The sequence below is a fragment of the Pseudooceanicola atlanticus genome (assembly GCF_000768315.1).
Taxonomy (GTDB): domain Bacteria; phylum Pseudomonadota; class Alphaproteobacteria; order Rhodobacterales; family Rhodobacteraceae; genus Pseudooceanicola; species Pseudooceanicola atlanticus.
This window is the reverse complement of sequence record NZ_AQQX01000021.1, coordinates 1-13,796: the sequence shown is the minus strand read 5'-3', so window position 1 is coordinate 13,796 and position 13,796 is coordinate 1. Positions and strand designations below refer to the sequence as shown.

Here is a 13,796-nt window from a genome sequence, read left to right as displayed (position 1 = left end):
GGGCCCTAGGGGGAGACCCCGTTCCTTTCAGAACGGGATCTCGTCGTCGCGGTCGACCAGCTCGGGGTTTTCACTCTCGGCCGACTTCGGGCGGCTCAGGAAGTCGACCTTCTCGGCGATGATCTCGCAGCCGTGGCGGTCGTTCCCCATGCTGTCGATCCACTTGGTGTAGTGAATGCGGCCGTGGACGAGGACCTTCATCCCCTTTTCGCAATGCTCCGCGACCGTCTTGCCGAGACCGTTGAAGCAGGTGATGCGGTGCCATTCGGTGTCCATGACACGGTAGCCGTTCTCGTCACGCATCACACGGCCTTCCGAGAGGCGGGGGCGCGAGGTGGCGAGGCTGAAGTTGGTGATCTTGGTGCCGCTCTGGGTGGTGCGGACTTCGGGGGTCTGACCGATGTTGCCGGCGAGGATGACGATGTTCTGCATGATAAGCTCCTGTGTTTCCTGTCTTCGGGACCGTCCCTTCGACAAGACCCTGAAAAAGCCCGTCGGGTGACGCGTGCACGGTGGACAGCATGGACACCGGACACCCCCAGAGGACCGGGGTGGAGCGGGCAGGACGCCAAAGGCGGCCAACACGGCCCGGACTGACGCGGGGTTGCGCGCAGGAGACTGAACGGGATTAGGGGATTGTCAGTCGAAGGGATGGCCCAAGAGACAGAGAGATGCGGGGAGCCCATGCCAGACCATGTTTCCTTGCCAATCGGGACTGTTTGACCCAAAGCCCAGCACACCGCTAGCGGCCTAAGTGGCTATCACCAGCTCTCACCCCTGCCCGCGCCTGCCGGGAAATCCAGGGCCCTACCGCGATGGGTTATCGATACCGGGAAATCCAGGACACGGACCGCACCAACGGCTGCTTTCGATCTCGAGGTATTGTCGCTCAGCGAGCTGAAGATAATGCAGAAGGACGTCGCCAAGGCGGTTGCCACATTCGAGGATCGGCACAAGGTGGAAGCCCGCGCCAAGGTGGAAGCGCTCGCCCGAGACCTCGGCTACTCCCTGGCCGAATTCGTGGGTACTGAGACAACTATCAAGTACGTGTCTGGCTCCGGACAGATGAGGAACTAAGCCTATACGGAATTGACAGACACTGCACCGACAGCGGATTGAACCGCCGTGGGCTGAGCCATGGCGACAAATGAGCAGGGTCGTTACTCCTGCAGGTCGATGTCTGAGGGGATTTTACCTCGAGAATTCAAAAAACTTCGGGCAAAAGCGTCTTGGTAATTTGACATTGGCCGACCAATGGCGTGTCGAAGTAGAAATCCCCGTTCCGGTATCTGGTCATAGATGAGGAATGGAGGATGAACCTTCTGCTGCCAGGTTCTTCCGAACTCGATAGCACAGGCTGCGGGAGCGGCAGGAAAGACAAACAAGTCTACGTCGATCCCGTGCTGATCCTTGATCGAGTCGAACGTCTTTCCGACGAGCTCTCGAAAGCGAGATAGATCATCCTTGTTGCGAAGCTCAGACGCGCCCAGCCTGCTGCTCCGGATCTCCCAGAGTGAAACAGGTTCGTCAGGCAGCGCTTGAATCACACGATCATCTGCAATCCCGGCGGTCACTGAGAGTTTCAGCGCTACTTTCTTCGGACCGGGAGCCCCAGGGACGCAGGTAAACTCGAGAGGTTCACGATCGTTCGGCCAGGCCCAGCCCGGCGTTGGCTCCCTGTGCCTGCCGTAGACTGAAACGGCCGACAAGTCTGAAAGCAGTCGACCAAGCTCCATAAGGACGGGCATGGGCGCGAAACCGAACACCGCGAGATGCTCGAGATCACCGTCCGCGAATCTTCCGTCGATTTCCCGCTCGATCTTCTTGCGAAGTGCGTCGATGACGACGGGGTAGTAGTCGGAATCGCTGTCCTTCTGCGCAATGTCGCGGATCTTGATGTCGATGGGACGCCGATCCGCCGGGGTGAACTCCGGCCTCATTGCCTCGATACAGTCCCGGAGCGGAACGGCTGTCTCGTTGTCGCCGATCGCCGCAGCAATCCGAAGGATATGTGCGGGCGTTGCATTCGGGTTCTCGAGGAGCCGCTCGATCCGCTCCTCGTTGGCACGCTTCATCTCCTGCAAGACGTCCACGGTGTAGCGGTCGATCTTGGCGGGATCGTCGATCTCGCGGTGGTGCGGATCGCACATCAGCATCAGGTTGTCAGGATCGTCCGCCAGCTGGTGCGACAGGACCGGGTGGCCACGTTCGCCGCCCGGGTCAGAGGCGATGATATGAGCTAGGTAGGCATGGTTCTTAGCCAGATCGCCCGTCACGAGGTCGCCATCGAGGCGTTTGCCACAGCCGTGATACTGGCATCGGCCGGCGGCGCGACCCCAGACGAGAATTCTTGTCTTTTGCGATGGACTACGCCCTCGTGCCATCCGGAACCTCCTGCCGCTGCCTGAGGATCTCGCCCACGGAGATCGGACCAGGCGCGTTCGAGCCGCGCCAGACGCCGTCGAGATGCCAGATTTCATAAAAATGTAGCCACTCGGATGCCCATGGGACGATCCTGTCGGCGATAAGCATCGTGCTGTCCCATTCCCTGGCATCGGGATCGAACAGGCAGAGCGCCGAGTCTTCCGGAGTCTGATGATCGTAGTTCAGGTGCGGCAGATCGATGAAATCGGTCCCCGGCCGGGGTTCTATTGGCGGGTCCAGAACATGGACCAGGGGAACCGCTTTCGGGTTTTGCCATTCCCAGATGACGGCGACCTCATATTTCATCTGGAAGCCCCGGAGAGGTCCGATCCACGCGATGACCCGACCTTCTTCCAGCATCCGCGGCCGGAGGTCAGGCCAGCGGTGCCGCATGCGGTTGAGCTGGACCTGAGCGGAGCGCGGCTTCCCGGGCTTAGTCTTCATTTGTCGCGGAAGCCAGGATGGAAGTGGTGGGCAGGGGCCTTCGAGACCTGGGTAGCCTTTTTCGGTGCGGCCGCGATGAGGGCAGGATTGGCCACGAACCCCTTGTTGTGCTCGTAATGTGCAACGCCGGCGGTCGAGGAAAGGCCGTCGATATAGGCCCGAACCGCCTTCTCGCTGACCCGTTCGCCGAACAGGCCGTCGAAAATCTTGCGCGTCTCGGTCAAGCTGGAGGACCGGGCGCGAGCCAGTTCCGACACGAGATGACGCAGATCCATCCGGAAGAGCTTCATCTCCCGATCGTGCTTCGGCCACCGGTCATTGAAGTTCTCCTCCCACAGCGCGGGATTGCGCTCCTCGGGACGGCGACCGGTTTCCAGCGCGGCCGCCATGCGCTTGTCGAGCTCTGCGGCGTAACTCTCAAGCTGCGCGCAAATCCCGAAGGGGGAGAGAGGGACTTCGGCGGCGATCTTGGAAAGGTACACGGACACAGGACGCCTCTCGTCCCGGTTGGCATAGCGCAGGTTGAGGTATCGCTTCATGAGCTTGAGGGCGATGACCTGCGGCGCATCCCGGATCGGATCGATGGGCTCGGGGAGCGCGTCTATGTCCGCATCGGCCATGATGTTGCCGGGCACCAGACGATCCTTCATCTGCAGCTTCGAGCGCACATCGCGGACATGATCCTGGAAGCTCCGGCTCGGCATCGTGATACGTGCCCTGAAGTCCTGACCAAAGCCGTAGGGGTTCACGCGGAATCGCTCATCTCGTCCTTCATCGGGGCTGTGATAGATCTCACCGACGCGTTCGACCCGAGGATCACAGTCCGGATCCATCGGCGTGACGTCCAGGTGCATGAATGCGAACTGTAGCTGGATACAGCGCGTGCATCGCTCGATCTTCTTCACGTCGGGAAAGCCCTCGAAGGCGGCGTGCAGCTCATCGAGCACTCGCCGCGGCGACCATCCGGCCGGGGTGCGGAATTCGAGGATGGCGTCGAGGTCGAACCTGTCGTCGTCAGCGCCATGAACGATGGTGGCGCCGATGGCGCGGGAGCCCTGAGGATAGACGAGGGCTGTCTCCATGTAACGGCGGATCGGACTGTTCGACCGCTGGAGATGTTCCGGGATCAGGTTGTATCGTTTCGATGCGACCTGGTTGTCTCGCGGGCTCAATTCCATTTCGAGAACGGTTCCGAGCAGTAGAGCATCGAGTTGCGGTGCGGTATCGTCGAGCGGCATCGAAAAGGCCTCCTCCGGTGTGGTGCCCGTCCGATTGCCTCCCTTCAACCTTCCGCGCCAGTCAGCACAATATATGCCATACTCGGATTCATTTCAACACTACAGGGTGTATTTTGTTCTTGGTTTACCCCAAACTTGTTAGTTGCGGGATTTCGTACGACAGGGCGAGGGGCCTGCCGGTGTTTCAGGAACGAGGAAGCATGATGATTGGCGGCTGCCAACCTGCCGCGAAAATGCGGAGTCCGAAAGATGCAGGGGATGCCTTGTCTTGAGAAGGCGATACGCCCATATCAGTGGCACGGCTCTGGTGATCCGTTCCGCCCACAGTGGAGAAGCATGCGTGCGCACCGCAGGACGAAAGACCTTGCTCTCTTCATCCAATCTCTTCGACGCATCGCCGTCGGCACAGTGGGCACCCAATACGGCATCTGTTGAAGGATCATCACCTTGTCTATTCATTCTCCCGACCAGCACGCGTTCAAGCGTGCAGCGCAGGCTCTCTCGAAACTGCCGGGCGCAAGCTCGCTGAACGCGTGCCAGACCGCTCTTGCCCAGGCAAGCGGCCATCGCGATCTGCATCACCTACAAGCTCTCCAAGCGAAGACTCCTCATCTGACACAGGCGTCTGTCGTCACCCAGGCCAACATTGTTTCTCGGCTTCACCGGACCAGCAGCCTTCGGATTGGTGACATCCTCGATGCACTGACCCGAACCAGGTTTTTCGGCGGCAGTCCGGACCCTGAAATCACGCTCAGCGTTCGGGAAGCACTGTTCGCCACAGACTATCCGGATCGCCGGCGGCATGACATTGGAGCTCCGTGTCGTGTGAAGGCCCCCGGCTATGACAATGCGCGCGCCTTGCTTGTCGAGCGCGGCGAGGGGCCGGAGGGGCTCACGCGCGTCATGATCGATCATAGCATCATGACCTGCGTCTCCCGGGAAGCCCCTACGCATCGCGCCGGGCGCCTCTTCGTGCCGCTCCGCTTCTGGATGCCATACGGATTCTGGACCGAGGCGGATGGCACGAAGGTTCTTTTCTCGCGCGACTACTGCCCGCTCTGGAGAGTCCAGGAGGGGCGAGCCCCCGTGCGGGACGATCCGGATCGCGACGTGAAATTCGTCAAGCAGGAGTGGTATTTCGACGAGGGCTCCTTCCGCGGGCCGGTTGACACGGTCATGTCCCGGGGTTTCGAAATTCTGAGGGAACATCGGGTGGTCTCGCTACCCCGACTGGTAGAGTGGTTTCCCGAGTGTCTCGCGACAGGACGATGGATTTCCGACCTGAAGCGGTGGCCGGGAGGTCCCGAGATGGTCCGCGCAGGGTAAAGCTTGTTGGAGGCCGAGAGATCGCCTGCCATGAGCTCGGATCAAGTGGAGGTCGCCCAACCAAGTATTGGTGGCAAGTCAGGACGGAGGCGGCATTTCTCAAGCCGCGACCGGAACGTACTCTCCGGTCCCACTGACGAGCTTCGGCACTATCCTCAACGAACGGTCGTCGGATCATACTGAATGCGCTTGGCCACAGCTCGGCGCTCGTTGGAACGGCAATGCTGATCGCAGGACCGGCGACAGGCCCAGTGGCGCACCTGCGCCTTGCCTGGGCCCTCGGGAAGTGAGGCCGAAGCCTCACCCGAAGGGATCGTATTCCGAGACGATCACGACCTCGTCTCCGTCGATTTCATCGGCGGGGACGGCGCCATAGGTTCCATCACCTGCCTGGAAGACGACGATTGAGACCATGAGCGTGGCGGCGAGGGAGGCTGCGAAGGCGTGAGCATCTTTGCGGGACATCTGTTTGGCTCCTGTCTTAGAGGCGGAGGACCATCCTCCGCGCGACAGGACCCCGCAGGCCCGAAGACTGACTGACATCACCGGGTGCGTTCGGCTCGTCCGAATCCACCCGGCGGCACGGGTTCGCCCGTAGCCCGACCCCTCGCGGGTTGATCTCGAAGACAGGATTCGGGGCAAGGAAGGGAATGGCGAGCGGGGGATGGTGCGACCGCTGACTGGAGCCTGGTGTTCCGCTGATGCTATCGCTGCCAGCCTCCCGGGCAGACATTTGGTAGAAGATCTCTTTCCGTGATGGATTGAATCCTATGGTGCCCCGCGATCTCACAGGACAGGGTCGTGATGGGTGAGAGGCCCGCGCTTGGGCGGGCCCCTTGGATTTTACAGGCTCAGGCGGCGAGTTCTGCGTTCCCTGCCCTGTCGCCGTCCTCGCTGCCGACAATCTCCAGCCGCGCGTTGCGATAGCCTTCTCTGGCGATCCAGAGTTCGGCAGCCGTGACAGACTCGGCCAGATGGAGCAGCTCCGTGCTACCGCCGAAATCCAGCAGGACGCGCACCTCTCCGGGCTTCGGCTCCTCAGCCACCTCGAAGGTCAAGGCGCTATCCGCCGAGTGGGTGCGCATGATCGTGACGAGAATGACCCCGTCCGAAGAGAAATTCCCCTCGTGCAGCGTGAACGAAGCCGGCGCCGTCCAGGTCGGATAGGGTCGCGGCGGCTCCTTCTTGACGAGTCGGCCGACGCCGTTCGAGCGCTCCCAGGCCGCGAGCTTTTTCGTGAACCGCGCGGGCGGTTTCGGACTATTGTCAGTGTAGCGAATGAGCGCCCCCAGGGGCGCGGTGTCGAGAATGGTCGTTGCAGACATGATTCCTCATCCTGAATGCGTGATTTTGCATTCATCTTGTTGATATTGTTGAGATTTATAAGATTGAGGGCGGGTTTTCCCGCCCCCGGATGACTCAGATCACTCCGCAGCCATCATCGACCCATCATCACCCGGCAGGTCAGCGGTGAGGAAGGCGGGAAGGTCGACATCCTCGGTCTGGTCGGTGTCGGAAACGGGTTCAGACGCCCCCTGCCCTTCTGCACCGTCCAATACCGCCGGATCGTGACGGCGAAGAACCTCCGGCAACCAGCCGGTGCCTTTCAGCAGACGCTCGGCTTCGGTCGCCATCTCACCCTTCTTCAGGTGATCGAGGAGTTGCGCCGTCCCCTCCCCTTTCGCCTCGCGCACGGCATCGAGGATCCGCACCTTGGGCACGCGGTTCAGGTAGGTCTCGGCCGTCGGCTTCCAGCCCGCCTCAACCATGTCGAGTTCGACCGCCTGTGCGACCAAGTCGGACTGGGTCATCCGCTTGGTCAAACCGCTGGACGAGATCCCGGCACCATAGGGGTTCACCTTCTCATGGAGCGCGTTGATCCCGAAGCTGAGGCAATGCGCGAGCAGGGACAGCCGGCTCGCCTGATCGAGGGAAGCCAAGTAGTCCCAAAGAACGGCATCGTCGCCAAGCGGCAAGTCGGCCTCCCATTCCGCGTGGCGCTCGTCCACCAGCTTGGCCACCACGCTGTCCTTCAGATCGCTCGCCTGCGCCGACATGTAGACGTGACGGACCGAAGCCTCGAGACAGCTGCCGGCCGAACTGGAGGTCCGGAAGGTGTCATTGACGAGCTTCAGGAGCAGCAGCGTCAACGCGACGTCAGGGGAGCGCCCAACAGCTTCGCGCAGCGCCAGTGTCCGGTGCGCCGTCAGCTCCATGACCAGCCGCTCGGGCAAGGGCTTCAACGCACCATCATCCTCGTTTTCGAGCACGATGGTGGCAAGCGCCTGACCGGCAGAGGTGATCACCGTGCTGTGGCCGACACCATCCGCGCTGCTCGTAGCTGAAAGCTCAGCGCCCTGCCCGTCTGCCGCCTGTTCACCGCTGTGGACATCTGCTCGTGCCTCATCCTCGGGCCGTACGAAGCCCCGATAAACGACAAGCTCGCCATAGCGGTCAAGCGTCACGAAAGCCCCTGCCCGCGCGATCTCCTCCACGTCGAAGATCAGCGGCCGAGCCTCGAGCTTCTCCATCGCGACTTCCAACGCGCCAAGACGCGCGTCGATCTCTTCGGGGAACTCATCCTGACCCTCGTATTCCTCTTCGATCGCTCGGTACTCGGCAAGCAGCTTGGCATGCGCCGCGCCTTCGTCATCCGTCATCGGCGCCGGGTCGCCATTGAGTCGGCGCAAGCCGTGGCTGTAGCCATAGGGCAGATCGAGCGAGACCTCGATCCATTTCCAACCTTCGGTCGCGATGGCTTCGGCTTCAGCCTGAAGCTTCTCGCTGACCAGACGATCAAGCAGGGCCGGGTCTTCCAGCCAGCCGCCGTCATCGCCCTGGAAGAGGTCATGCAACATGGTACCGCCAGCATCCTCATAAGCCTCGACGCCGACAAAGGCGGCACGACGGTCGGATGCCCGCACCGAGGTTTCGGTCAGCATGCGCCGGATCTGATAAGGCTCCTTGTTCCAGGACGACTTGATAGCATCCCAGACCTGAACCTGACGCTCATGATCCGGATTGACCGTGAAGGCCATCAGCTGCTCCAGCGTCATCTCGTCCTCGGCATAGATCTCGAGTAGGGCAGGGGCCACGGCGGCGAGCTTCAGGCGCTGCTTGACCACCTGTGGGGTGACGAAGAAGGCAGCTGCGATCTCTTCATCGCCTTGACCCTTCTCGCGCAGCGCCACGAAGGCGCGGAACTGATCGAGCGGATGCAGGGCGGCGCGCTGCATGTTCTCAGCGAGCGAGTCGTCTTCGGCGAGGATGGTGGAATTGGCATCTCGCACGATGCAGGGAATGGGCGTCGTCTTGGCCAGACGTTTCTGCTTCACCAGGAGAGACAGGGCTTGGAAGCGCCGGCCGCCCGCGGGGATTTCGAACTTACCGGTCTCGGACCCATCATCAGCCAGAACGGGCCGGACGCTCAGGCTTTGCAGCAACCCGCGGCGAGCGATGTCTTCGGCAAGTTCCTCGACCGAGATGCCGGCCTTGATGCGCCGGACGTTGGACTGGCTCAGCACGAGCTTGTCGAAGGGAATGTCCCGGGACGGGGACAGGGTGACTTTCTGGGCAGATTTCGCCATCAGATCTTCTCCACGACGGGCGCCGGAAGCCACTCTCCCGATCTCACTTCCCGTCACCCCTCAAACCAACAAACCTCTCCCTCTCTTATTCTGACGCTCCCGAGACAGGACCTTAACAGCTGTTAAGTCGTCAGTTCCGAGGTGGCGGAACGGTACGCAGTCTCTCAACCTTAACAGCTGTTAAGCTGCAGATCGTCGCCCAATCAATGCCATGACCATCGGCCCACAGGAAAACTCACCGGCCGCAGCTTTGGCAGTTAGAGCTCGCAAGTATCCACCAGGCGATCTGATGTCTTCAAAGCGTTCCAGCATGGCGGCAACGACGATCGACGCCTGCTCCGGGCCCATGAACCGCTGAGCTTCTTCCCATGCAGACGCACTGATCCCCATAGCTGGCCGCACATGGCATGCCGCGTCAAAAAGCTGATGCCAATGCCGGATTTCGCCCTGGTAGAAGGTGTTGAGCGAGGGACATGCCGCGATCACTAGGTGCAGCGGGATCTTTGGCAGGAGTCTTGTCTCCCGTTCATCGACGTCAGCAACAGGCTCATCCGTGTTCACATCTGGCACGTCGGCCGCCGCCCCGCTTTCTTCTAAAGCAGGTTCAAGATCTATAGATTCTTTATTTGAATTATGATGGTGACGCTCAGATCGGGCATCATTGGTGTTCATTTCTTCTGTTTTAGGGCCGTCAATGATGTTCCGTGCCTGGTCGAGGAGAGCTTCAAGATCGGCTCGATAGGCCGTGAGGTCCTCAATTGAAAGCTTGCGGCGAAGCGCGCGCGCTGTGAGAGCGGCAGTGTCACGAAGCTGATCCCAGATGCCAAGGCCTGGCTGCATCTCGTCTCCGAACTCCGCGAGGGCCGCGAGATCACGCCGCATAAGGCTTACGACCTCTCTCAGACGCCTGACGCGCTCCTCAGCCTCACGTACGGCCTCTGCAGCCCGCGCTATTTCCTCGGACTGGCAGTAGAGTGGGGAAAGATCGAAGCCAAAGGCGACGCGCTCTTCGCCGTGCTTGCGGACGTAGCGCTTTCCATTGGGGCTATCACGCCGCTGGAGCAAACCAGCCTCGACAAGACGCGCGAGGTGACGACGCATCGTGGAGCAGGGCATACCATTCAGGCGCTCACAGATCGCCTTGTTCGAGGGGAAGACTACCATTTCGGTGTTCCCGCCAAGTGCATCGTCTGGAAAGAAGCTGAGGAGCCCCTGCAAAACAGTCAAATCACGTTCTGACACGCCAAATGCCGCTTGCGCCTTCGAGAGCTCGCGCAGGAGTTCCCACTTGTTGACGGGTCTACCCGGAACTGATGCCTCGGGTCGCTCGATCACGCGCAGATGGGCGTGCGAGATCGGCCGCATAAACGGCGAAATCGGTGTGTACTCCATGAAAACGTTCACGAAGGCAAAATTTCTACGGCCCGCGAATCGCTTTGCGCTTGCGGGGTAGGGGCCAGAACGCTACATTCAGAAGTGCGAAAACTGAGATTTTGTAGCGGGCTGATCCCGGTGCGAAACCTTACAAAGGTCTCGTGAAGCTAGCTTCTCGGGGCCTTTTTCTTTTTTGCCTGTATCGTGCCTCCTTCTTGTTGGTTGCTCTTCCTCAGTCTCCTGAACGCTTCCAGCGCTCATGAAGCTCGGTAATCAGCTTTGAGGCATTGCCCTCCAACCAGCTGACAAATTCAGGTTCATCCGTAGTCAGATCGAGTTTTAGCTGCTTGCCTTGGCGACCGGTCTTGACTGTCGCAGCTCCGACACCGGGGATCGCCAAAGCAGGCGCGCCCTTGCGAGGCGGACCTGCTTTCCTCTCCGCGCTCTTCGCAGCTTCCAGAACTGCGAGAAACGCACGATCAGAAACCTCATCGACCGAGCCGGAACTTTCGGACTTAGCTGCATGAGCTGCGGCTTGCAGTTGGTCTCGATCACCGTCGTAGGCACCCAAGGCCTTTTTGAGTTCTTCCCATCTTGGGCGACCAATCCCAGGAGCTGCACCAATTGCCTGGATGAGTTCCTCGCCGACTGTCCGAACGACACTCAAGAGTTGTGAAACCCCAGCTTCGTGGAGGTTAAGGACTTCGGCGACACCTCGATTGGTGCGCTCAGCCCCTTCCAAATGGTCTCCTTCCAGAAGCGCCGTTGCAACAAGCGCACGTTCAATAAAGCTCAGGTCACGACGCTCTTGGTTCTCGAGAAGCTGATCTCGAAGCGCTTGATCACCCTCAACTTCCGTGACGATGGCTCGAACTTTGATACCGAGTTCGCGACATGCTTCTAGGCGTCTGCGGCCATAGATCAGGTTGTAGCGATCGCCTTCCAGTGGGCGGACCAATATAGGCACACGCTGGCCGTTCTTGGAGATAGAGTTCTTCAGGCCCTCAACTTCAATCTGAAGCCTGTCATCCAACCGTCCTTCGGTAACAATCTGCACCGGATCGATCTCAAAAACACCGCCACGCAGTCGGCGCCCTTCAAGAGCGTCAGGAGCGTTGCGAAGGGTCTGCAGCGGCAGGCCAAGTTTAGGCTTTCTTGCCATTCCGCCCCCATGTGTTCTGGATGATTTCAGCGATCTCATCGTTCACTGCGTTCATGGATTCGATCGCACGATCAAACGTCTGACGCGTGAAGTCCTTCTTGTCAGCTTCGTAGAGCGTTTGCTTGGTCAAGCCGGCATCAGAAATTGCGGTCGATTCAACCATGTGATTGGTCAGAACCGACCTCCCGAACAGTCCGCGAATGAAAGCGATGACTTCGGTTTGTGGCGCGTCGCCGACTTTGTATCGCGTTGGCAAAAAGCGCAGCCAATCGAAGCGCAGATTTGCGCCTGCATCCCTGATCACTCCCAGGAGATCCGCGGTCATTCGCAGGAATTGGGACATCGACATGAGGTCAAGCATCTGCGGGTGAACCGTCACGAGGACACCCGAGGACGCGGAAAGTGCTGACATCGTCAAGAAACCAAGCTGCGGCGGGCAGTCGATAACAACAACGTCGTAGTTCGCTTCAACACTATCGAGTGCGTCATGAACTCTCGCGAAGAACGCTTTCGCTCCGCCTCGCTGGATAGCAGCAGGCGTCTCGTGCTCGAACTCCATGAGTTCAAGGTTGCCCGGGATAAGATCAAGGCCGCGGATGTAGGTCTTGCGGATCACTTCGGCGATCGGAACCGGATCGTCATAGCGAACGGCATCATAGAGGGTTCCGCCCTCCATAAGGTCGAGTTCTGGCTGGATTCCGTGAAGAGCCGAAAGAGATGCTTGGGGGTCGAGATCGATCGCAAGAACCCTGTACCCCTTGAGTGCCAAGCGCTGAGCGAGGTGAGCAGACGTCGTCGTTTTGCCGGACCCGCCCTTAAAGTTCACCACTGAAACGACTTGAAGCTCGTCACCGTCGCGACGTCCAGGCACGTAAGTTCCAGACTTCTTTGCATTTCCTTCAAGCGTCTGACGGATTTCCCAGATATCATCGAGCGTATAGCGGCGATGACTTCCAGCCGTCGTCTCGACGTCAACGATCTTTCCTTCTCGATGAAGCTTCCGAAGATAGGTATGGTCGACGCCAAGAAGCTCAGCAGCTTCGCCGCTGGTCAAAGTGCGCATCACTTTCTTTGCATCCGGCGGAAAGTGGGCAGCGCGCTGCGCATGCAGGTTCGACGCGAGAAGTTCCGCGTAGTGCCCGATGGCGATGTCTAGATCCTGCTCTACTTCGCTCATGTCTGCCCCGATCCGTGGGCGCGTTTTTTATGTGACCGCGCGTTATTTTTCGAGACTATTGCCCGACCAACCAGATTCGTGCAAGCACTTTCTAGATTTAGTGGCAATCCGTTAGGCCAACACAAGTGCCGCCTTCAGAGAAGCCCCAGTTTTTCAGCGCGCTCCAGCAACATTCTGACTGAAGAAGGCTGCCAGCTGGTGCGACCGCGAGGGGTGCGCTCACGCATGGATTCCAGTCGGTCACAGATTGCCTGCAAGGTGATCTCGGGGTCAGCACCCTTGATTGCAGCGACAATCGCAGGCAGGCGATCGTCAGTTTCGCGACGTCCAGCGCGTCCAAGCACTTCAGCGGGCAGGAAACCGTCCCCCACGTATGCCTTCACGGCGCGGAGCAAACGGCTTTGGGTCCAGTGGCGGTCGTGGGGCAGGGGAGCATTGATGATACGCAGCACGTCTTCCCAAGCCATATCGGGGCGCAGGCGGCGAACATGGGGCACCCAATCCTGCGCTGTCTCGTTGAGGCGCTCCATGTAGCCATCCTGTCGCGCTAGCCGTACCTTTCGAAGTGCGGCGGGGTCCTTGGTGCGAAGCCCGGGATTGCCACCAATGCGACCTTTGGCGCGCGCAGAGGCAAGACCCGCCTTGGTCCGTTCGCGGATCAGGGCACGCTCGAACTCGGCCGCGGCGCCCAGGACTTGAAGCGTGAACTTGCCCTGAGGCGAGGCGGTGTCGATCGGATCCCGAAGTGAGCGAAAGAAAGCCCCCTTGGCCTCCAGGCGCTCGATAACCTCCAGCAGGTGCGACAGCGAACGCGCCAGCCGGTCGATCCGGACGACAACCAGCGTGTCGCCCTTGCTGATGCGCTCAAGAACTCGCGCGAGCACTGGCCGCGCACGATTGCCGCCAGAAGCGTGCTCTTCAAAGATCTCGGCACAGCACGCCAATAGCAGCGCCTCGGACTGGGGCAGGGGGGTCTGATCCTCTGTGGATACGCGCGCATAGCCTATCAGGGGCATGAAAACGGGCCGTTTGCAATTTGAGATATCGCTACTAAACGACCGTTT

Annotated in this window: 13 protein-coding genes; 2 read left to right on the top strand and 11 right to left on the bottom strand. The window is 60.1% G+C overall.

Features of this window, described 5'->3' with window-relative positions; all coding sequences use genetic code 11:
- Window positions 1-27: 27 nt before the first annotated feature.
- On the bottom strand, window positions 28-432 hold the full coding sequence (locus ATO9_RS21575; protein ID WP_043754444.1) for a single-stranded DNA-binding protein: 405 nt from the start codon (window positions 430-432) through the stop codon (window positions 28-30).
- Between the two features lie 474 nt (window positions 433-906).
- Between ATO9_RS21575 and ATO9_RS21570 the strand changes: the two genes are divergently transcribed.
- Window positions 907-1,077, top strand: coding sequence for a hypothetical protein (locus tag ATO9_RS21570; protein WP_238318841.1), 171 nt, complete (start codon window positions 907-909; stop codon window positions 1,075-1,077).
- Window positions 1,078-1,160: 83 nt separating this feature from the next.
- Here the strand turns inward: ATO9_RS21570 and ATO9_RS21565 are convergent, their stop codons facing one another.
- From ATO9_RS21565 to ATO9_RS21555, 3 genes are read right to left on the bottom strand one after another with little or no spacing between them, the layout of a single operon-like run.
- A complete protein-coding gene (locus tag ATO9_RS21565; RefSeq protein WP_156127937.1) occupies window positions 1,161-2,384 on the bottom strand; it encodes an HNH endonuclease in 1,224 nt (407 codons plus the stop codon).
- Window positions 2,368-2,817 carry a type II CBASS E2 protein gene (locus tag ATO9_RS21560; RefSeq protein ID WP_473094076.1) on the bottom strand — a complete coding sequence of 150 codons (450 nt, stop codon included), beginning with the start codon at window positions 2,815-2,817 and terminating at the stop codon, window positions 2,368-2,370. Before ATO9_RS21560 ends, ATO9_RS21565 begins: the two co-directional genes overlap by 17 nt.
- Before the next feature lie 47 nt (window positions 2,818-2,864).
- Entirely contained in the window at window positions 2,865-4,106 is a 1,242-nt protein-coding gene (locus ATO9_RS21555; RefSeq protein ID WP_043754438.1) for a nucleotidyltransferase domain-containing protein, read from the bottom strand.
- Between the two features lie 447 nt (window positions 4,107-4,553).
- Between ATO9_RS21555 and ATO9_RS21550 the strand changes: the two genes are divergently transcribed.
- Window positions 4,554-5,432 (top strand): hypothetical protein, encoded by an 879-nt coding sequence (locus ATO9_RS21550; protein WP_043754434.1) that lies wholly within the window; start codon window positions 4,554-4,556, stop codon window positions 5,430-5,432.
- A gap of 300 nt (window positions 5,433-5,732) precedes the next feature.
- Here ATO9_RS21550 and ATO9_RS24640 read toward each other — a convergent pair whose 3' ends face one another.
- The 7 genes from ATO9_RS24640 to ATO9_RS21520 all read right to left on the bottom strand — a co-directional run bounded on the left by ATO9_RS24640 (window position 5,733) and on the right by ATO9_RS21520 (window position 13,748).
- Window positions 5,733-5,897: a hypothetical protein gene (locus ATO9_RS24640; protein WP_009574204.1), complete on the bottom strand. Its 165-nt coding sequence runs from the start codon at window positions 5,895-5,897 to the stop codon at window positions 5,733-5,735.
- Between the two features lie 386 nt (window positions 5,898-6,283).
- The gene (locus ATO9_RS21545; RefSeq protein ID WP_043754431.1) at window positions 6,284-6,757 is read right to left on the bottom strand and encodes a hypothetical protein; all 474 of its coding nucleotides are present in this window, start codon (window positions 6,755-6,757) and stop codon (window positions 6,284-6,286) included.
- 99 nt (window positions 6,758-6,856) lie between these two features.
- On the bottom strand, window positions 6,857-9,019 hold the full coding sequence (locus tag ATO9_RS21540) for a ParB/RepB/Spo0J family partition protein (RefSeq protein ID WP_043754428.1): 2,163 nt from the start codon (window positions 9,017-9,019) through the stop codon (window positions 6,857-6,859).
- A gap of 180 nt (window positions 9,020-9,199) precedes the next feature.
- Window positions 9,200-10,411 (bottom strand): plasmid replication protein RepC, encoded by a 1,212-nt coding sequence (repC, locus tag ATO9_RS21535; protein ID WP_043754424.1) that lies wholly within the window; start codon window positions 10,409-10,411, stop codon window positions 9,200-9,202.
- 214 nt (window positions 10,412-10,625) lie between these two features.
- Window positions 10,626-11,555, bottom strand: coding sequence for a plasmid partitioning protein RepB (gene repB, locus ATO9_RS24040; RefSeq protein WP_081979708.1), 930 nt, complete (start codon window positions 11,553-11,555; stop codon window positions 10,626-10,628).
- Window positions 11,539-12,732, bottom strand: coding sequence for a plasmid partitioning protein RepA (gene repA, locus ATO9_RS21525; RefSeq protein ID WP_043754416.1), 1,194 nt, complete (start codon window positions 12,730-12,732; stop codon window positions 11,539-11,541). The genes repB and repA overlap by 17 nt, the downstream gene beginning before the upstream one ends.
- A gap of 134 nt (window positions 12,733-12,866) precedes the next feature.
- The gene (locus tag ATO9_RS21520) at window positions 12,867-13,748 is read right to left on the bottom strand and encodes a recombinase family protein (protein ID WP_043754414.1); all 882 of its coding nucleotides are present in this window, start codon (window positions 13,746-13,748) and stop codon (window positions 12,867-12,869) included.
- Between the last annotated feature and the right edge of the window lie 48 nt (window positions 13,749-13,796).

Excerpts from the sequence above, each read along its gene's own strand:
- ATO9_RS21575 (WP_043754444.1), bottom strand. The coding sequence starts at position 432 with ATGCAGAACATCGTCATCCTCGCCGGCAACATCGGTCAGACCCCCGAA.
- ATO9_RS21570 (WP_238318841.1), top strand. The coding sequence starts at position 907 with ATGCAGAAGGACGTCGCCAAGGCGGTTGCCACATTCGAGGATCGGCAC.
- ATO9_RS21565 (WP_156127937.1), bottom strand. The coding sequence starts at position 2,384 with ATGGCACGAGGGCGTAGTCCATCGCAAAAGACAAGAATTCTCGTCTGG.
- ATO9_RS21560 (WP_473094076.1), bottom strand. The coding sequence starts at position 2,817 with ATGCGGCACCGCTGGCCTGACCTCCGGCCGCGGATGCTGGAAGAAGGT.
- ATO9_RS21555 (WP_043754438.1), bottom strand. The coding sequence starts at position 4,106 with ATGCCGCTCGACGATACCGCACCGCAACTCGATGCTCTACTGCTCGGA.
- ATO9_RS24640 (WP_009574204.1), bottom strand. The coding sequence starts at position 5,897 with ATGTCCCGCAAAGATGCTCACGCCTTCGCAGCCTCCCTCGCCGCCACG.
- ATO9_RS21545 (WP_043754431.1), bottom strand. The coding sequence starts at position 6,757 with ATGTCTGCAACGACCATTCTCGACACCGCGCCCCTGGGGGCGCTCATT.
- ATO9_RS21540 (WP_043754428.1), bottom strand. The coding sequence starts at position 9,019 with ATGGCGAAATCTGCCCAGAAAGTCACCCTGTCCCCGTCCCGGGACATT.
- repC (WP_043754424.1), bottom strand. The coding sequence starts at position 10,411 with ATGGAGTACACACCGATTTCGCCGTTTATGCGGCCGATCTCGCACGCC.
- repB (WP_081979708.1), bottom strand. The coding sequence starts at position 11,555 with ATGGCAAGAAAGCCTAAACTTGGCCTGCCGCTGCAGACCCTTCGCAAC.
- repA (WP_043754416.1), bottom strand. The coding sequence starts at position 12,732 with ATGAGCGAAGTAGAGCAGGATCTAGACATCGCCATCGGGCACTACGCG.
- ATO9_RS21520 (WP_043754414.1), bottom strand. The coding sequence starts at position 13,748 with ATGCCCCTGATAGGCTATGCGCGCGTATCCACAGAGGATCAGACCCCC.